A 16,868-nucleotide genomic window follows, 5' to 3' on the forward strand; every position below is an offset into this window, starting at 1 on the left:
CCGACGGAACAGGATGCGCTTCATTTTACCGCCGAATCGGGCAGGGCGGCAAACGAGGCTCACCGCCTTGACGCCCCCCCGGGGGAAGGTTATAATGGCGAAAACTTACCGTTTGGTAAGTTGGAGGAGGTAGGTGACATGCGGCGTTGGTGGGTCGTTCTCTTGTTTCTGGTGCTTTTGGTCGGTGGAGGCTATCTGGTCTATCGGGCGCGGGCGGAGGCTTCGACCGCCCAGACGGCCCAGTGGAAGACCGTGGCGCTCTCTCGCGGGGATTTGGAGGCCACGGTGGGTGCCACGGGTACCGTGCGTTCGCGCCAATCGGCGGTGTTGGTCTGGCAGGTGAGCGGTGTGGTGGGGAAGGTTTTTGTCCGGGAGGGCGAAGGGGTGCCCGCAGACACGGTTTTGGCCGAGCTTCGCCCGGACACCTGGCCGCAGACCCTGTTGAGCGCCCGCACTTCCCTGCTCAACGCGCAGCAGCAGTTGGACGATTTGCGGCGTAACGCCCAGGTGCAATATGCCCAGGCGCTGCAAAATCTGGCCGTGGCCAGGCAACAGTTGAAATCGGCCGAGTGGCGTTACAACAGCATCGTCCTGTACTGGGACGAAGAAAAGGCCCAAAAGGAATACGACAAATGGCACAACCTGGTGCAATCGCTGCAGCAGCAATTGCACGACCCGGCCATGGCCGCCATGCAGTCGGTCATTCGCGTGCAACTGGAACAGGCGAAACGCCAGGAGCAAGTGGCGAAGAACAACTTGCACCCCAGCGAAGAAGACAAAGCCAAAGCCGCCGCCGATTACCAACTGGCCAAGGCTCAAGTGGCTCACTGGGAGCAGGAGGTGCAACGCTGGCAGGACGGGCCGCCTGAGGCTCAGGTAGCCTTGCTCGAGGCGCAGATCGCCGCTGCCCAGGCCACCCTGGACCTGGCAAAGATCAAAGCCCCCTTTACCGGCACGGTGACCGAGGTGCATTCCCGCCCCGGAGATGTGGTCTCGCCCGGCAGCGTGGCCTTTCGCTTGGACGATTTGAGCGCCTTGCTGGTGGATGTGGATGTCTCGGAAATCGACATCAACGCCATCCGCCCCGGGCAGAAGGCCACCCTGACGCTGGACGCTGTGCTGGGCCGCGAGTACCACGGCGTGGTCGAAAAAGTGGCCCGGGTGGGCACCACCACCCCCACAGGCATCAACTTCACCGTCACCGTGCGGCTCACCGACGCCGACGCCTTGGTCAAACCCGGCATGACCTCCGCGGTGACCATCTTCACCGAGCGCAAGACAGGGGTGCTCCTGGTACCCAACCGCGCCGTGCGCACCGTGGAGGGCCAGACGGTGGTCTATGTGTTGCGGCCCGGTGCTAGCGAACCCATCCCCGTGCCGGTCGTGCTGGGCGCCACGGCGAACACCGTCTCTGAGGTGCTGAAAGGGGACTTAAAGGAAGGCGACCTGGTGGTGCTCAACCCGCCCACCCAGGGCTTCAACCTCTTCGGGGGGAGGTGAGTATGAGCGCCCACGAGGATTGGGTGATCGTGGCCGAAGATTTGCACAAAGTGTATCGCATGGGCACGGTCGAGGTGCCGGCCCTGCGCGGCGTTTCGTTCAAGGTGCGGCGGGGCGAGGCCCTGGCCATCATGGGGCCTTCGGGGTCAGGCAAATCCACCCTGATGAACATTCTAGGCTGCCTGGATGTGCCCACGGCAGGGAAATATTACCTGGACGGGGAACGGGTCTCGGCTCTGGATGAGGACCAACTGGCTTTCATCCGCAACCGCAAGGTGGGGTTCGTGTTTCAAAATTTCAACCTGCTGCCCCGCGCCACAGCGCTGGCCAATGTGGAGTTGCCGCTGCGCTACGCTGGCATGTGGCGCGGCACTAAGGAAAAAGCCCGCCAGACCCTGGAAGCCGTAGGTTTGGGCGACCGGGTGCATCACAAGCCCAACGAACTCTCCGGCGGCCAGCAGCAGCGCGTGGCCATCGCCCGCGCTTTGGTCAACGACCCGGCCATCATCCTGGCCGACGAGCCTACCGGCAATCTGGACACCAAATCGGGCGCGGAGGTGCTGGACTTGCTCTTGCGCCTCAACCGGGAGCGAGGCGTCACCCTGATCGTGGTCACCCACGACCCCGAGGTGGCCGAGCACATGGAGCGCATCATCCACATCCGCGACGGCCTCATCGAGCGCGAAACCTACCCCCATGAGCAACGGGTGGAGGTGGCGCCATGAAGGCCTTGCTCGTGACCCTCTGGCTGGCCTGGCGCGACGCCATTCAGAGCTTGCTGGCCAACAAAATGCGTTCTTTCCTCACCATCCTGGGCATCGTCATCGGCGTGGGGGCGGTGATCGCCATGCTGGCCATCGGGCGAGGTGCCCAGAACGCCATCACTGGCTCCATCGAGGGCATTGGCACCAACCTGCTTTTCGTCATGCCGGGCAACATGCAGAATCAATCCCTGCGCAACATCCAGCCCCTCAACCTGACCGATGTGCAGGCCATCGAAGACCCCTTGGCCGCGCCCTCGGTGGCCATGGTGGCGCCCATCATTCAACTCACCGCCGAGACGATGGTCGATGGGGTGCGCCGGACCACCACCGTGGTGGGCGTGACGCCGGCCTATGCCCAGGTGCGCAATTACCATGTCACCGAGGGCGAATTCCTCAACGAGACCCATGTGCTGGGCCGTGCTCAGGTGGCCCTCATCGGCCCCGACGCTGCCGAGGCTCTCTTTGGCCGCACCGAGGGCCTGGTGGGGATGACAGTGCGCATCAAAGGCCAGCCCTTCCGCATCATCGGCGTGTTGGAACCCAAAGGCGGGGGCGGGTTCGGCCCTAACCAGGACGACCGCATCCTGGTGCCGCTGACCACCGCCGCCTCGCGCCTGCTCACCCGTGGGCGAGACAAGGTGGACTTGATCCTGGTCTCGGCCGTGAGCGCCGACGCGGTGCCTGAGGCCCGCGAAGAGGTGCGGCAGATTTTGCGCACCCGCCACCGCCTGCGACCGGGTCAGGATGACGATTTCACCATCTTCACCCAGGACGAGTTCCTGAGCACCTTCAAGACCATCACCAATGTGCTCACCATCTTTTTGGGTGGCATCGCGGCCATCTCGCTGCTGGTGGGCGGCATCGGCATCATGAACATCATGCTGGTCAGCGTGACCGAGCGCACGCGCGAGATCGGCCTGCGCAAAGCCTTGGGCGCCCGCAAGCGGGATATCCTCATCCAGTTCCTCACCGAAGCCGTGGTGCTGAGCATGGTCGGCGGGCTGTTCGGCATCCTGTTAGGGTGGGGGCTTTCGCTGGCGGTCGGCAAGGTGGCGGCGGCCCACAATGCCGATATCATCCCGGTGGTGAGCAGCGACGCTATTCTGCTGGCCACCCTGTTCTCCGCCGCGGTGGGCATCTTCTTCGGCTTTTATCCGGCCAACCGCGCGGCCAGCCTGGTCCCTGTGGAGGCGTTGCGTTATGAGTAAGCTCGCGAAAACCAGGCCTGTGGTGGCCTTTCAGGGCGAACACGGCGCTTACTCTGAAGAGGCCATCTTTCAACACTTTGGCCGTGAGGTGGAGACCCTGCCTTGTCGCACCTTTGCCGCGATTTTCCATGCGGTGGAGGAGGGGCGGGCCGAACACGGCGTGGTGCCGGTGGAGAACGCCGTGGCCGGGTCCATCAACCAGGCCTACGACCTGCTTCTGGCGCATGATCTCACAGTGACCGGCGAGATTTACCTGGCCGTGCGCCATTGCCTCCTGGTCCCCAAAGGCACGACCCTGGAGGAGGTGCGGCGGGTGCGCTCTCATCCCCAGGCGCTGGCCCAGTGCGAGGGCTTCCTGGCCGCTCACGGCTGGGAGGCCGAACCCTGGTACGACACGGCGGGTAGCGCCAAGGACCTGGCCGCCGACCCTCAACCCGGCCTGGCCGTTATCGCCAGTTGCCTGGCCGCCCAGCGGTACGGCCTGGAAGTGCTCGCCCGCGACATTCAGGACCGTTCCTGGAACATCACCCGCTTTTTTGTTATCGGTCAGGAGCCCACGCCCCTCGCGCCTCGCGCCAAGACCTCCCTGGTCTTTGCCGTCCCCCACCGGCCGGGGGCGCTGTACGCCTGCTTAGGAGAATTTGCCCGGCGGGGCATCAACCTGACCAAACTGGAAAGCCGCCCGCGACGCAACCGCCCCTGGCACTATGTGTTTTACCTGGACTTTGAAGGGCACTGGCGGGAGCCCGCCTGCCGCGACGCTTTGGTGGGGCTGTTGGCGCAGGCGGCTTTTGTCAAACTGTTGGGCTCGTATCCTGCCGCCGACATGCCCGACCTGGAGGGGGCCTTTTCGCCTTGAGTATGCTTCACCCATCGAATGGGAGTTCGTCTAACCAGACTTGAGGTGGGGCGCCGGGCCCGGAGGGTCGTGCCGGCCTTGCAGAATCCAGTCCAGTTCCGCGGCGAAAAGGTCCACCAGGGGGCGTGGCTGTTCCCCCGGGCGGATGCAACCCCCGGGGGTGTTCAGCAGTTCCTCCACTTCGTCCAGAGTGATGCGGCCCTGGTCGTCCAGGTCCAGGGGGTGCAACACGCAATAGAACGGTTTGAGGACCCAGGGATGCCAGCCCTGGGTTTGCGCCGCCACCTGCAGGGCACAGTACCCCTCCGGTGGGATCCAGAACACGCAGGCGGTGCCCAGTGGGTGTTCAGGTCGGGGGAGCACTCGCGTGTGTCGCACCCACCCGCTGGGGACATAAGGGTCGTCTTCTTCTTCCGCGGTGAACCAGGTGTGGGGGGCCTGCGCCTCGGGCGGGAGATGAGGGCGGATGAGGTCGGCGTGGCGCAGGATGGTTTCCCTTTCCCCCAGATCCACCCAGACGCCGTGCACGCAGCAAGCGCCCCGACAGGCGGGGAAATCGCAGCAGGCGATGGCTTCTTGTTCGTAGAGACGGGGAGCCAGACGCAGCATGGTCAGGGCAGAAGGGCCTGGGTGAGGTAATCGGTGCGGCGGTTGCCGAACAGGCCCACCACGAAATGGTAGAGGGCGTACAGTTCCAGGGCAAAGGGCCAGTAGCCGAAGTAGCCCAGGATGGGCATTTCGAAGATGTGCAGAAAGTCCACGAAGGGCACGGTGTACACCCATTTGGGGTAGGCGTAGAAGTTCCAGAACTCCCAGAAGAAGGCGGTGAACCACACCCCGGCCCAGAGGGCGGCAATGGGCCGCCAGTCGCCCTTTTGGGTGAATTCCAGCAGGGTGCGGTTCCCCAACCAGGCGTTGACGGGCTCCAGGATGAAGTACACCGACAGCCAGAGGAAGGGGAATCCGTAGCGGGGGAAGGCCAACATGAACGCCAGCATGGCCCACCCGGCGAAGAAGAAGCCCCACAGGGTACGCGGCGTGGGTCGGATACGGGGGCCATGAGCGAAGCGCTCCACCCAGGGGAAAGAGGCCAGCCACGAGGTGGCGCCGAACACGGCGGGCATGACCGTGCTGAAACTCAGGGTGGCCAGCACACCGTATTGCAGGTCGGTGAAGAACTCGCGGCCCACATAGTGCCAATTCTGGGTGCGCAGGTTGAGGGCCTCGAACAACCACCAGGCCGGGGCCGAGATGACGAAAAGGAGCGCATAGCGTCGCGGGTCCCGGCTGAACAGCGAGGCGCCTCGGCGGCGGTAGGCCAGGGCGTCCACGGTCAGGGCGTAGCCCAGCCAGAGGGGGAAGAAAAGGATGTGGGTCCGCAGGCCGGGCCAGAGCCAGTTCAACGGCCACGCCACGGCGATCAGGGCCAGACCAAGCCAGCCGTGGCGGGGGAAGGAGGGTGAGGTGCGATATGCGGTGTGCGATGTGCGGGGCTCGGCCTGCGATGTGTCATGTGAGGAATGCAAAGTGTCGGAGGTCATCGGGCCGTTCTCCCAAAAGGGGGTTGGCTTGGAGGAGAGATGAAACAAACACCCGCGTTCATCTGTCTTATCCGTGCCCATCCGTGGGCGATTTCTCCTTGCCGCGGCGGGCCCCAAATCCTCTATCCTGATTCGTGCCTTTCCGTGAACATCCGTGTCACCCGTGATCGATTACCGCGGCTTCTCGTAGAGTTCCACCAGCACGCCAAAGGCGCTTTTGGGGTGGATGAAGGCGTAGCGCACCCCGTTTTCTTTCGCCACCGGTTCCGGGTTGATAAGTTGCACGCCTCGCTCCTTGAGGCGCTGCAACATGGCGTCCAGGTCGTCCACTTCCAGGCAGATATGGTGCATCCCTGGCCCGCGTTTGGACAGGTAGCGCGCAACGCCGCTTGCTTCATCGGTGGGCTGCACCAGTTCGATTTCGCCGTTTTCCAGGGGGAGGAAGGCGATGGCCGAGCGCTCGCGGGGCACTTCAGCCACTTCGCTCACCTCCAGCCCCAAGGCGTCCCTCCAGAAGGCGAGGGCTTCTTCGATGTCGGTCACCACAATGGCGAGGTGATCCAGGCGGCGGACAGGGGACATGGCACCTCCTCTGCTTCAGAAAGTCGGCTGATACTCGCCCCACATGCGGCGCAGGGCATCGCTGATTTCGCCCAGGGTGGCGTAGCGCTCCACGGCCTCGATGAAGAGGGGGATGAGGTTTTCGTCACCGTGGGCGGCCTGCTCGATGCGGGTCAGGATTTCGGCTACCTTGGCGTTGTCGCGGCGGGCCCGCAAATCGACCAGCCGGCGGCGCTGCGCGGCTTCGACCGCCGGGTCCACTTTGAGCGCTTCCAGGTCGCGCTGCTCCTCTTCGGTTTGAAAGGCGTTGACGCCCACCACGATTTGCGCGCCTCGTTCTACGGCTTGCTGGTACTGGTAAGCGCTTTCCTGGATTTCCTGCTGAATGTAGCCCTTTTCGATGGCAGCCAACGCCCCGCCCATCTCGTCGATTTTGGCGATGTACGCCTCGGCGCGACGCTGAATCTCGTCGGTGAGGTACTCCACATAGTACGAACCGGCCAGGGGGTCCACCGTGTCGGCCACGCCAGACTCGTAGGCGATGATTTGCTGGGTGCGCAGGGCGATGCGCACCGATTTCTCCGTGGGCAGCCACAGTGCCTCGTCCATGCTGTTGGTGTGCAGCGATTGGGTGCCGCCCAGCACAGCTGCCAGGGCCTGCAGCGCCACGCGGACGATGTTGTTCTCCGGCTGCTGAGCAGTGAGCGTCGAGCCTGCCGTTTGCGTGTGGAAGCGCAGCCGCCAGGATTTGGGGTTTTGGGCCCCAAAGCGATGGCGCATGATGTGCGCCCACATCCGCCGTGCGGCGCGGAACTTGGCAATTTCTTCGAAGAAGTTGTTGTGGGCGTTGAAGAAGAAGGAGAGTTGCGGAGCAAAGGTATCGACATCCAGCCCGGCGTCGATGGCCGCCTGCACATAGGCGATGCCGTTGGCCAACGTGAAGGCCACCTCTTGCACGGCGGTGGAACCGGCCTCGCGGATGTGATAGCCGCTGATGCTGATGGTGTTCCACTTGGGCACTTCGCGGGCGCAGAACTGGAAAATGTCGGTGATCAGGCGCATAGAGGGGCGCGGTGGGAAGATGTAGGTTCCGCGGGCGATGTACTCTTTCAGGATGTCGTTCTGGATGGTGCCGCGTAACTGGCGCATCTCCACGCCCTGCTTTTTGGCCACGGCGATGTACATGGCCAGCAGGATGCCAGCCGTGGCGTTGATGGTCATACTGGTGGAGACCTTGTCCAGCGGGATACCGCGGAAGAGGGTTTCCATGTCCTCCAGCGAGGAGATGGACACGCCCACGCGGCCCACCTCGCCCTCGGCCATGGGGTGGTCGGCGTCGTAGCCGATCTGGGTGGGCAGGTCGAAGGCCACCGAAAGCCCCGTCTGCCCCTGCTGAAGCAGGTAATGGTATCGCTGGTTGGACTCTTCGGCCGTGGCGTAACCGGCGTACTGGCGCATGGTCCAGAAGCGCCCCCGGTACATGGTGGGCTGCACCCCGCGGGTGTAGGGATAACTCCCGGGGAAGCCCAGTTTTTCCAGGTAATCCGGATCCGGGTCGGAGGGCAGCAGAAACCGAGGGATGGGGATCCCCGAAGAGGTGGTGAACGCCTCTTTTCGTTCAGGGAAACGGCGGAGCACCGGCTCCAGCACCTCGCGTTCCCATTGTTCCTGTTGGGCTTTCAGGTCGTCGCTCATCGTGTGCTCCCTCATGGCTGATGGGATGAAGGGGTTGGCGGTTCCAGGGGAGGCTCGCTCTCGCCAGCCTCGGACGATTCGTCGCTGTGGATGAGGTGGTGGTAAGTGATCAGCCACTCGGCCATGCGCTCGCGTTCGCGCTGGGCTTCGGCGGCGGCTTTGACGCGGCGGCGTTCTTCCATGCGCTGGTAGATGTCTTGCAATACCCGGTCGGGCTTGTGGACGCCGCGGAAGACCAGAGTGGCCGTGCCCGCGCGGATGTGAACATCGCCGTAGTTGAGCAGCAACCCCAGTAGGCCCTTCCGGGTGTGATCCAGGCTCTGGATGCTTTCCAGCGGGGCGGATTGTTTCTGCTCGCTACCCAGGGGTTTGCGTTCGATGTCGATGACCTGGTCGGCGGTCAGGCGATAGATGTCATTGGCCCAGTCCAAGAGGCCGTATATGGCCCAGGCGAGCAGGAAGAAGAAGGCGGTGAGGGCCACCACCCCCAGGGGAAGGGCATAGGGAGAGGATTGGGCGGTCAGGTGCCGAATGATGTTGACGGTGCCGTAGAGCATCAGGCTGAATCCGGCCAGGGTTTGCCACCATACCCGCCGGAGCAGGGTGATCCAGTGCTTGCGGTAGGTGATCACCACCCCGTCCTCGAGACGCTCGGCGAAGATGCGCCGCAGGATGAGAAAAAGGGAGAGGCGCGGACGAGAGTGTGAGGTGGGGGAGGCCTTGACCGATGGGGCGGAAGCCGGTTTGGGACGGGTGTAGCCCAGGCGCTCTTTGAGCAGTTCGAGCATGGCCTGGCGCTCGGCCTTGCGCGTCTGTTCGCGGCTGCGTTGCCAGTATTCTTTGATGATGGCTTCGATTTGGCTGGCGTAGCCCACATTGCGCAGGGCAAAGGCGCCGAACCAGGTGCGGATGATGACATCACCGTAGCCCAGCATGCGGCCTTCCAGCGAGCGCACCACATTGAGCGAGAGGATGGTGCGGAAGGGGGCTTCGGTGCGGCTTTCGTAGGTCAGGACCACGCGCTCGATCCACACCACGCGCTGGTTGGTTACGATGTAATCGTCGTTGGCCCAATCCACGATGTGCCAGATGAGCAGCAAGACCCCCGCCAGCCCGAAGAGGCCCACCGGCAGCCAGAGCAGGCGCGTCTGGGTGAGCCGTTGCAGTCCGAACATCAGGGCCGAGGCCAGAAAGGCGAGCAGGCTGGGCCATAGGTCCACCATCAGCCGCGCGGGATGTTTGCTGATGTAAAGGTAAATCCACTCGTTGGGCACCAGCCAGTCCGGCTGCCGGCGCCGTGCCCGTCGGCGGCTGCGGGCGATCACCTGGAGAAATGTTTTCACCTGCGGGAACCGGCGCGTCAGGTCCTGGAAGTCACTGAGCGACAGGAAGAACACGCGAGCGGTGCCCACCGCGCGCGCCGTGGCCGTGCGCCCGCGCACCCAGCGGAGGACCAGGCCTTCTTCGCCAAAGTAGTCGCGCCGCTCCAAAACGGCCAGCCGCCGATGCCCGCGGAGCACCTCGACGGTTCCCTCGCGGATGAAGTACATTCCGTTGGGCGGATCGCCCTCGCGCAAGATGCGTTCGCCGTCCTGGTACACATACTCCTGCATGCGCGCCAGGATCCAGGCCAGGTCCTCGTCGGTGAGGCCGAGGAACAGGTGGATGTGGCGAATCCAGTCCAGGTTGGCCACTGTGGGCGCGACCATAGGGCTCTCTCCTTGCCTTTTGCGACGCTGTTGATTTTAGCATGGAACGGCGGGCAAGAAGCGTGCCACTTTGGTTTTAGGGTACAATTGTGCTCCCAGGAGGTCAAGATGAGCCAAGAAAAAGCCCTTCCGCCCCTTTCGCAGGAAGAAATCCGGCGCTATTCGCGCCATTTGTTGCTCAATAAAGTGGGGATGAAAGGACAACGGCGCCTCAAAGGCGCTTCGGTGCTCATCGTGGGGGTGGGCGGCCTGGGGTCACCCGTGGCGCTCTACCTGGCGGCGGCGGGCGTGGGCCGCATCGGGCTGGTGGATGACGATGTGGTGGATGTGACGAATTTGCAGCGGCAGGTGCTTTATGGCACTTCGCAGGCCGGGCGTCCCAAGGTGCTCGCCGCCAGGGAGCGGTTGCAGGACCTGAACCCTCACATCACCATTGAGGTGTACCAGGAGCCTTTCACCTCGGCCAACGCCATGGACATTGCCAAAAACTACGAGGTGTTGGTCGATTGTTCCGACAACTTCCCCACGCGGTATCTGGTAAACGATGTGGCCGTGTTGTTGGGGAAGCCCAGTGTGTACGGGGCCATCTATCGTTTTGAGGGGCAGGTGAGCGTGTTCGATGCGCGGGAAGGGCCGTGCTATCGCTGCCTGTTCCCCGAGCCGCCACCGCCCCATCTGCGGCCCACTTGCGGCCAGGTGGGGGTGCTGGGGGTGCTCCCTGGGGTGATCGGCACGCTGCAGGCCACCGAGACGCTGAAGTTGCTGTTAGGTGTGGGCGAGCCGTTGATCGGCCGGTTGATGCTTTACGATGGGTTGAGCGCTACCTTCGAGACGGTGAAGTTACGCAAGAACCCCAAATGCAAAATCTGCGGTGAGCACCCGGAGATCACCGAACTGATCGATTACGAGGCCTTTTGCGGCGTGGGCGGCTTTGAAGTGCCCGAGGTGCGCCCCCGGGAACTGGCGGTACGGCTGCAAAGCGGGGAGCCCCTGCTCCTGTTGGATGTCCGGGAGCCCAACGAGTTGGATCTGGCCCGCCTGCCGGGTGCTGTGAACATCCCGCTGGGCGAGTTGCTGGACCGTTTGAACGAACTGGACCCGGATAAGGAGATCGTGATCATTTGCCGTTGCGGGGCGCGCTCAGCCATTGCGGCGGAGTTGCTGCGGGAAAGCGGATTTCACAAAGTGAGCCACCTGGCCGGTGGCCTGCAGGCCTGGGCGGAGGAGGTGGATCCGGATTTGCTGGTGTACTGAGGGTTCCCCTTCTCTTTTGCGTTCCCTACCCAAATTGTGGGGGGCGTGCTATAATTTGGGGCGCGTGGAGAGGTGCCGGAGTGGACGAACGGGGCGGTCTCGAAAACCGCTGTGGGCCCTGTGCCCACCGTGGGTTCGAATCCCACCCTCTCCGCCAGAAAGAATGCCCGTTGCCAGTTGGCAGCGGGCGTTGGTGTTTTGGCGCGGCGTGGTTCCCCTTTCCCTCGTGTCCGGATGGGGAAGCAACGCAGGGGGTATGAATGGCCGTGGACTTACGAGAGCATATCCTCCAAAATGCGTTCCAGCGCCATGGTGTGACTGCAGCGCCCATGCATGCGGAAGAACTCGCAATCGCAGTTCCACTCGCCCTGGTTGTAGCGCACGACATGGGCGTTGTTGTCGCCTTGAATGGAGACTTCGAACGAATGGAAGTGGAAACGTTCCCGCTCTTCGGCGTAACGTTTGGCCTTTTCAATCTTGCCAATCAACCCATAGTCCATAAGAGACTCCTTTCGGGGGAGGAAATCCGCTAAACAAACAGGCACGCGAAGGCCGCGTGCCTGTGTCTTTAGCCAAGTTGTGGGGGCTGTACAGCCATGAGCGCACCTCAAGGGTGAGGGGATGCCTCAAGTATACAAGAAGTCTACCGGGGTGTCAAACCATCAAAGCAACGGAACCCCGGCCAGTTCCCGTTCCTCTGTGGTGTGGCCTTCTACCACGAGGAAGGGCTGGCCGTGCTTTTCGGCCAGGCGGAGGGTGGGCCCCAGTTCAAAGGTGTTCCCCAGGAAGGGGTGGCGTTTTCCCAACACGAAGGTCTGCCCGGCTTTGAGGCGGGCGACCAACTCGTCGCGGGTAAGGATTCGATGGTCGGCAAAGGCGTCGAAGCGCCGCAGGTGCACCCGTACCCAACGCAGTTGGCCTTGCTCGTCGTAATGAGCGGCCTCGACCACACCTTGAACACGACGCAGGGCTTTGTCCACCCGCGTTTTGGGGAAATAAGCCGGACGAGAAGTAGTGCTCATGCAGCCCTCGCTGAGAAAAGGTTGAAGCGCTTTTGACGGCCTCGGTGTCGGGGCGGGCGGACTTGAACCGCCGACCCCCGCGTCCCAAACGCGGTGCGCTCCCATCTGCGCTACGCCCCGAGTCGCCCAAAGTATACTCCTTTGCCCAGACAGCGTCAAGCCGGGTGACGGTGCCCCCCCATCGTCTGGCTATGGCTTTGCGCAAAAGCGGGTACAATGAAGGAAACCTCAAGCGAGGCGAGCATGGCTGCTGTGGAGTTGCGTTTCCCCTACCCTCATATCGGCCTGTTGGAGGTGCGGCGGCCCGAGGTGCGCAATGCGCTGGACTGGCAGGCGATGGAGGCCTTTGGCGCTGCCGTGGAGCAGGCTCATCGAGAGCCGGCTCTGCGCGTGTTGGTGGTCACCGGTCAGGGCCAGGTGTTCATCGCCGGGGGGGACCTGAAGGTGTTGGCCGCTTATCCCAATGAAGAGGATGGCCGCCATTTGAGCGCGTTGATGACCGGGTCCCTGGCCCGGCTGGAGGCGCTCCCCGTGCCCACCATTGCCGCGTTGAACGGGCCGGCTCGAGGCGGTGGGAGTGAAGTCGCCCTGGCCTGCGATATGCGGGTGATGGCGGCCAACGCCGATTTGGGTTTTGTGCAGATCCGTCAGGCGCTCATCCCCGGCTGGGGGGGTGGGCAGCGTCTGCTGCGTTTGGTAGGGTATGCGCGGGCCATGGAATGGCTGCTCACCGGGCGCATCCTCACGGCGGAGGAAGCCCTGGCGGTGGGCTTGGCCAATCGCCTTGCCCCGGCCGGAAAGGCGCTGGAGGAAGCCCTGGCGCTGGCCCGGGAGATCGCCGCGCATCCCCCTCAAACCGTGCGGGCGATCAAGGCGCTGCTGCGCGCCGGGACGACCCTGCCCCCGGCCCTGGCCGCGGCCGAGGAGCAGCGTTTGTTCCCCCCTCTTTGGGCCGAAGACGCCCACCTCCAGGCGGTACGGGCCTTTCTGCAGCAGCGGCGAGGGAAGAAGTGACCATGGACCCGGCGTTGTACGACGCGATCCACCGGGATTACGACGAGGACCTGCCTTTTTGGCGTCGCCTGGCTTATGAGGCAAAGGGGCCTGTCCTGGAGATGGGATGCGGTACGGGGCGTGTGTTGTTGCCCTTGCTCCAGGAAGGCCTGGACATCTGGGGTGTGGACTACGATGTCCGGATGCTGGGCTATTTGCGCCGCAAAGCCTTGCCGGACCAGCGCCCTCGTCTGCGTCTGATTTGCGCCGACCTGCGAGAGATGCCGTTGGCGCCATCCTTTGCGTTGATGATCGCGCCGTGCAACACCCTGGCCACACTGGAACCTGCAGCCCGACGGCAGGTGCTCCGGCAGGCAGCCCGCCTGTTGCGCTCACAGGGTCGGCTGGCTTTCAGCCTGCCCAACCCGCATTGGGTGGCCCGCCTGCCACGAGAAGGTGAAAGCGAACCCGAGGCCCTGCTCGAGCATCCGGAGACGGGGCTCCCCGTACAGGTTTCCAGTGCCTGGCGTCGGGCAGACGATCGCTGGGAGGTGCTTTGGCATTTCGATCACCTTTGGCCGGATGGGATGGTCGAGCGCCGCACGGTACGGTTGCCCCATTATCTGGTGCCCCTGTCGCAACAGCAGGCCGAGTTTGCCGCGGCGGATCTGGAAGTGGAGGCCTGTTACGGCTCGTTTGAGGCGCAGCCCTGGGATGAAGACTCCCTGTATGTGATTTGGGTGTTGCGCCTGGCCGCATAAGGCGCGGTACAATTGAGAGCGAGCCGGGAAGGCGCGAGGTTCTGCCCGTCTGAGAAGCACAACGAGGATCCAGAATGAGTTTCACCAACGATTGGTACACCATGGCCCTTTGGGTAGGTGGCGGTTTGCTGCTCTTTTTGCTGGGCCTGTTTGTGGGCTTGGCGATTAGACGGTGCCGTGGGTGGCAGCGTCGGGCCCCGAAGACCATCTCGGCCGCCCGCTCGCGTTCCCGTTCGGAAATGGGGCGCTTGAAGGCGCTTTACGAATTGTTGAATCTCATGATGTCCACCCTCAATTATCAGCGGGTGTTGGACCTGAGCCAGGACATCGCCCTGAAGGCGGTGTCGGCATCCGAACGCAAGTTGGAACCGTTGGTCACGGCAGCGTTGCTCTTTGAAGACGACGGGCTGCTGCATGTGCGCTCAGGGCGCCGGTTGCCGCCCCGGGATATGCGGGTGACCTTCCCTGCCCGTGAGGGCGCGCTGGCCCGGGCTGTGGAGCAACGTGCCCCGTTGGAAGGGAAACGTCCTTATCAGGACCCCGAATTGCGCCGAATGGTGGCCCTGCATGCTTGTGAGTCCTTTTTCCTCTATCCCCTGGTTCAGGGGCATGAGGCGTTCGGTTTATTGCTCTACGCCCATCCGAACCCGCAATTCTTCGCTTCCGAGCGCCGCGAAATCCTCTCGCTCATCGGTGGAGAGGTGATGATTGCTCTGGAAAACGCGCGGCTCTATCACGAGTTGGAGCAGGAAAAACAGCGCCTGGCACACATCGAAGAGGACACGCGGAAAAAGTTGGCCCGTGACCTGCATGACGGCCCCACCCAAACGGTGGCGGCGATCGCCATGCGGCTGAACATCGTGCGACGTCTGATGGAGAAGGACCCCCAGGCGGCATTGGAGGAACTGTCCCGTATCGAGGATATGGCCCGGCGCACCAACCAGGAAATCCGCCACATGTTGTTCACCTTGCGCCCATTGGTGCTGGAAACAGAAGGGTTGGAAGCGGCCCTCCAGGCTCTGGCCGATAAGATGCGCGAAACCTACGGCCAGAATGTCATCGTCCAGGTGGCATCGGATGTGGTGTGGGAACTGGATGCCGACGAGCAGATGGTGATTTTCCACATCGCTGAAGAGGCGGTCAACAACGCCCGCAAACACGCCGAAGCCGAGCACATCTGGGTGCGTTTGCGGCGTGTCCAAGACAATTTTGCGCTTTTGGAGGTCATTGACGACGGCAAAGGCTTCAATGTGGAGGAAGTGCTGGGCAATTACGAGACCCGGGGCAGCCTGGGTATGGTGAACATGCAGGAGCGTGCCGAAATGGTGCGCGGGGTGGTGGAACTGGACTCCAAACCGGGCGCGGGAACCCGGGTGCACTTGTGGATCCCGCTGAACGACGAGGCGGCCAACTTGCTGCGTCGGGGCAAGCGCCCGGCCTGAAGCATGCGATGATCCCTGACCGACCCTCGAGCCTCTATCCGGGCCGAACCATCCAACGAAAAGGAGCGAGAGAGAGCGATGCCCCAGATTGCAGGCGTGGCGTTTCATTGCAATGAAGGCGATGCGTCCCATCGCCGTCCCACGGTGGTTTTGGTGCATGGCGCTGGAGGGACGGCCTTGCACTGGCCGCCGCAGGTGCGGCGTTTACTGGGCTATCGGGTGTGTGCTGTGGACCTGCCCGGCCACGGGCGCTCCGAAGGGGTGGGCGAGCAGAGCATCGCCGCTTATGCCCGTCGGCTCATCGCCTGGGCCGATGGCCTTGCCCTGAGCAAGGCGGTCTGGGTGGGGCATTCCATGGGGGGAGCCATTGTGCAACATCTGGCGTTGCATTACCCCGACCGTGTGCTGGCGCTGGGGCTGGTGGGCACAGGCGCCCGGTTGCGGGTCAACCCGCTCATTCTGGAGGGCACGGCACAAGCGGAAGCGTTCCGCACCACCGTGGAGACCATCGTCAAATGGTCCTTTGCCCCTCAGACCGACGCACGGTTGCGCCAGTTGGCCGCCCAGCGGATGGCGGAGACGCGCCCCTCGGTGCTTCACGGGGATTTTCTGGCTTGCGATCGGTTCGATGTGCGGGAGCAGGTCAGCGCCATTGCATGTCCCACCCTGGTGCTCTGTGGCGCAGAAGACAAGATGACCCCGCCGCGCTATGCGGAGTATCTGGCGCAGCAGATCCCCCAGTCGCGCCTGGTGGTGATCCCCGAGGCTGGACACATGGTGATGTTGGAGCAGCCCGAGGCGGTCGCCCAGGCCCTGCGGGGGTTCTTGGACGATCTCCCCGATGTGGCGTGAACCCGATCAGGTGCCCTGCCTGGGGGCCAGCAAGGCCATGAGCAGCGGCCATGCCGCCTGAACCGCCCGCCCGCGATGGCTGAGGCGGTTTTTTTCTGCCGGGGTCAATTCGGCCATGGTCTTGCCTTGTTCGGGCAGCAGAAAAATGGGGTCATAGCCGAAGCCGTGCTCTCCCCGTTCTTCGGGGATGATCTCGCCTGGGCAGACGCCTTCGGCAAAATGGACGGGGCCTTGGGGCTCCGCAATGGCGAGCACACAGCGAAACCGTGCCTTCCAGGGGCGGGGATGCCTGGCCAGGTTACGCAGCAGGTGGCGTCGGCGGTCGGCGTCGGTGGCCTGGGGTTGGGGCGCATACCGGGCTGAGTAGATGCCCGGAGCGCCATCCAGGGCCTCCACTTCCAGGCCCGAGTCGTCGGCCAGGGTGAGCAGCCCACTGGCCTGGGCCCAGGCCCGGGCTTTGAGGGCAGCGTTTTCGGCGTAGGTCTGCCCGCTTTCCTCCACTTGCAAGGAGAGCCCCAGGTCTTGTGGAAACAACAGGCGGACATGCAATCCACGCAAAAGTTGGCGGAACTCGGCTTGCTTGCCGCGGTTGGTCGTGGCGATGAGCAGGGAGAGGGGCATTGAAAACTCCTTTTAGATTATGTCAAAGATTTGTTGACATGGCCCTCGGCGGTGTGTTATAATTTATTTGCTTTAAGCAGGTCATC

The 16,868-nt window shown here is 63.4% G+C and carries 17 protein-coding genes and 2 tRNA genes; 10 read left to right on the forward strand and 9 right to left on the reverse strand.

Features of this window, described 5'->3' with window-relative positions; translation table 11 throughout:
• The first annotated feature begins 138 nt into the window (after window positions 1-138).
• From G4O04_00770 to pheA, 4 genes are read left to right on the forward strand one after another with little or no spacing between them, the layout of a single operon-like run.
• Window positions 139-1,500: an efflux RND transporter periplasmic adaptor subunit gene (locus G4O04_00770; protein HEY57084.1), complete on the forward strand. Its 1,362-nt coding sequence runs from the start codon at window positions 139-141 to the stop codon at window positions 1,498-1,500.
• A 2-nt stretch (window positions 1,501-1,502) separates the two neighbouring features.
• Entirely contained in the window at window positions 1,503-2,225 is a 723-nt protein-coding gene (locus G4O04_00775; protein ID HEY57085.1) for an ABC transporter ATP-binding protein, read from the forward strand.
• Window positions 2,222-3,472: an FtsX-like permease family protein gene (locus G4O04_00780; protein ID HEY57086.1), complete on the forward strand. Its 1,251-nt coding sequence runs from the start codon at window positions 2,222-2,224 to the stop codon at window positions 3,470-3,472. The genes G4O04_00775 and G4O04_00780 overlap by 4 nt, the downstream gene beginning before the upstream one ends.
• Entirely contained in the window at window positions 3,465-4,331 is an 867-nt protein-coding gene (gene pheA, locus G4O04_00785; protein ID HEY57087.1) for a prephenate dehydratase, read from the forward strand. The genes G4O04_00780 and pheA overlap by 8 nt, the downstream gene beginning before the upstream one ends.
• A gap of 30 nt (window positions 4,332-4,361) precedes the next feature.
• Here the strand turns inward: pheA and G4O04_00790 are convergent, their stop codons facing one another.
• The 5 genes from G4O04_00790 to G4O04_00810 form a co-directional block, all read right to left on the reverse strand.
• Window positions 4,362-4,940: a DUF3109 family protein gene (locus G4O04_00790; protein HEY57088.1), complete on the reverse strand. Its 579-nt coding sequence runs from the start codon at window positions 4,938-4,940 to the stop codon at window positions 4,362-4,364.
• 2 nt (window positions 4,941-4,942) lie between these two features.
• Complete coding sequence (locus G4O04_00795; protein ID HEY57089.1) at window positions 4,943-5,872, reverse strand: hypothetical protein; 930 nt, start codon at window positions 5,870-5,872, stop codon at window positions 4,943-4,945.
• A gap of 171 nt (window positions 5,873-6,043) precedes the next feature.
• Window positions 6,044-6,454, reverse strand: coding sequence for a methylmalonyl-CoA epimerase (gene mce / locus G4O04_00800; protein HEY57090.1), 411 nt, complete (start codon window positions 6,452-6,454; stop codon window positions 6,044-6,046).
• 15 nt (window positions 6,455-6,469) lie between these two features.
• On the reverse strand, window positions 6,470-8,143 hold the full coding sequence (locus G4O04_00805; GenBank protein ID HEY57091.1) for a methylmalonyl-CoA mutase family protein: 1,674 nt from the start codon (window positions 8,141-8,143) through the stop codon (window positions 6,470-6,472).
• Window positions 8,140-9,837: a cyclic nucleotide-binding domain-containing protein gene (locus tag G4O04_00810; GenBank protein ID HEY57092.1), complete on the reverse strand. Its 1,698-nt coding sequence runs from the start codon at window positions 9,835-9,837 to the stop codon at window positions 8,140-8,142. The genes G4O04_00805 and G4O04_00810 overlap by 4 nt, the downstream gene beginning before the upstream one ends.
• A gap of 108 nt (window positions 9,838-9,945) precedes the next feature.
• On the opposite strand from G4O04_00810, the gene moeB reads away from it, so the two are divergent.
• Together moeB and G4O04_00820 are read left to right on the forward strand one after the other, a co-directional pair.
• A complete protein-coding gene (gene moeB, locus G4O04_00815; GenBank protein HEY57093.1) occupies window positions 9,946-11,091 on the forward strand; it encodes a molybdopterin-synthase adenylyltransferase MoeB in 1,146 nt (381 codons plus the stop codon).
• Between the two features lie 66 nt (window positions 11,092-11,157).
• Window positions 11,158-11,248 (forward strand) — tRNA-Ser (locus G4O04_00820).
• Window positions 11,249-11,363: 115 nt separating this feature from the next.
• Here G4O04_00820 and G4O04_00825 read toward each other — a convergent pair.
• From G4O04_00825 to G4O04_00835, 3 genes are all read right to left on the reverse strand, one after another.
• Complete coding sequence (locus G4O04_00825) at window positions 11,364-11,591, reverse strand: hypothetical protein (GenBank protein HEY57094.1); 228 nt, start codon at window positions 11,589-11,591, stop codon at window positions 11,364-11,366.
• A 162-nt stretch (window positions 11,592-11,753) separates the two neighbouring features.
• A complete protein-coding gene (locus G4O04_00830; protein ID HEY57095.1) occupies window positions 11,754-12,113 on the reverse strand; it encodes a hypothetical protein in 360 nt (119 codons plus the stop codon).
• Window positions 12,114-12,160: 47 nt separating this feature from the next.
• A tRNA-Pro gene (locus G4O04_00835) sits at window positions 12,161-12,233 on the reverse strand.
• Window positions 12,234-12,356: 123 nt separating this feature from the next.
• Here G4O04_00835 and G4O04_00840 point away from each other — a divergent pair.
• The 4 genes from G4O04_00840 to G4O04_00855 all read left to right on the forward strand — a co-directional run bounded on the left by G4O04_00840 (window position 12,357) and on the right by G4O04_00855 (window position 16,161).
• A complete protein-coding gene (locus tag G4O04_00840; GenBank protein HEY57096.1) occupies window positions 12,357-13,127 on the forward strand; it encodes an enoyl-CoA hydratase/isomerase family protein in 771 nt (256 codons plus the stop codon).
• A gap of 2 nt (window positions 13,128-13,129) precedes the next feature.
• Window positions 13,130-13,867, forward strand: coding sequence for a class I SAM-dependent methyltransferase (locus G4O04_00845; protein HEY57097.1), 738 nt, complete (start codon window positions 13,130-13,132; stop codon window positions 13,865-13,867).
• A 74-nt stretch (window positions 13,868-13,941) separates the two neighbouring features.
• Window positions 13,942-15,309: a sensor histidine kinase gene (locus G4O04_00850; GenBank protein HEY57098.1), complete on the forward strand. Its 1,368-nt coding sequence runs from the start codon at window positions 13,942-13,944 to the stop codon at window positions 15,307-15,309.
• A 78-nt stretch (window positions 15,310-15,387) separates the two neighbouring features.
• A complete protein-coding gene (locus tag G4O04_00855; protein ID HEY57099.1) occupies window positions 15,388-16,161 on the forward strand; it encodes an alpha/beta hydrolase in 774 nt (257 codons plus the stop codon).
• Between the two features lie 6 nt (window positions 16,162-16,167).
• Here the strand turns inward: G4O04_00855 and rdgB are convergent, their stop codons facing one another.
• Window positions 16,168-16,782, reverse strand: coding sequence for an RdgB/HAM1 family non-canonical purine NTP pyrophosphatase (rdgB, locus tag G4O04_00860; protein HEY57100.1), 615 nt, complete (start codon window positions 16,780-16,782; stop codon window positions 16,168-16,170).
• Window positions 16,783-16,868: the final 86 nt, after the last annotated feature.

The sequence above is a fragment of the Anaerolineae bacterium genome, assembly GCA_011176535.1.
Lineage (GTDB): Bacteria > Chloroflexota > Anaerolineae > Anaerolineales > DRMV01 > DUEP01.

Excerpts from the sequence above, each read along its gene's own strand:
- G4O04_00770 (HEY57084.1), top strand. The coding sequence starts at position 139 with ATGCGGCGTTGGTGGGTCGTTCTCTTGTTTCTGGTGCTTTTGGTCGGT.
- G4O04_00775 (HEY57085.1), top strand. The coding sequence starts at position 1,503 with ATGAGCGCCCACGAGGATTGGGTGATCGTGGCCGAAGATTTGCACAAA.
- G4O04_00780 (HEY57086.1), top strand. The coding sequence starts at position 2,222 with ATGAAGGCCTTGCTCGTGACCCTCTGGCTGGCCTGGCGCGACGCCATT.
- pheA (HEY57087.1), top strand. The coding sequence starts at position 3,465 with ATGAGTAAGCTCGCGAAAACCAGGCCTGTGGTGGCCTTTCAGGGCGAA.
- G4O04_00790 (HEY57088.1), bottom strand. The coding sequence starts at position 4,940 with ATGCTGCGTCTGGCTCCCCGTCTCTACGAACAAGAAGCCATCGCCTGC.
- G4O04_00795 (HEY57089.1), bottom strand. The coding sequence starts at position 5,872 with ATGACCTCCGACACTTTGCATTCCTCACATGACACATCGCAGGCCGAG.
- mce (HEY57090.1), bottom strand. The coding sequence starts at position 6,454 with ATGTCCCCTGTCCGCCGCCTGGATCACCTCGCCATTGTGGTGACCGAC.
- G4O04_00805 (HEY57091.1), bottom strand. The coding sequence starts at position 8,143 with ATGAGGGAGCACACGATGAGCGACGACCTGAAAGCCCAACAGGAACAA.
- G4O04_00810 (HEY57092.1), bottom strand. The coding sequence starts at position 9,837 with ATGGTCGCGCCCACAGTGGCCAACCTGGACTGGATTCGCCACATCCAC.
- moeB (HEY57093.1), top strand. The coding sequence starts at position 9,946 with ATGAGCCAAGAAAAAGCCCTTCCGCCCCTTTCGCAGGAAGAAATCCGG.
- G4O04_00825 (HEY57094.1), bottom strand. The coding sequence starts at position 11,591 with ATGGACTATGGGTTGATTGGCAAGATTGAAAAGGCCAAACGTTACGCC.
- G4O04_00830 (HEY57095.1), bottom strand. The coding sequence starts at position 12,113 with ATGAGCACTACTTCTCGTCCGGCTTATTTCCCCAAAACGCGGGTGGAC.
- G4O04_00840 (HEY57096.1), top strand. The coding sequence starts at position 12,357 with ATGGCTGCTGTGGAGTTGCGTTTCCCCTACCCTCATATCGGCCTGTTG.
- G4O04_00845 (HEY57097.1), top strand. The coding sequence starts at position 13,130 with ATGGACCCGGCGTTGTACGACGCGATCCACCGGGATTACGACGAGGAC.
- G4O04_00850 (HEY57098.1), top strand. The coding sequence starts at position 13,942 with ATGAGTTTCACCAACGATTGGTACACCATGGCCCTTTGGGTAGGTGGC.
- G4O04_00855 (HEY57099.1), top strand. The coding sequence starts at position 15,388 with ATGCCCCAGATTGCAGGCGTGGCGTTTCATTGCAATGAAGGCGATGCG.
- rdgB (HEY57100.1), bottom strand. The coding sequence starts at position 16,782 with ATGCCCCTCTCCCTGCTCATCGCCACGACCAACCGCGGCAAGCAAGCC.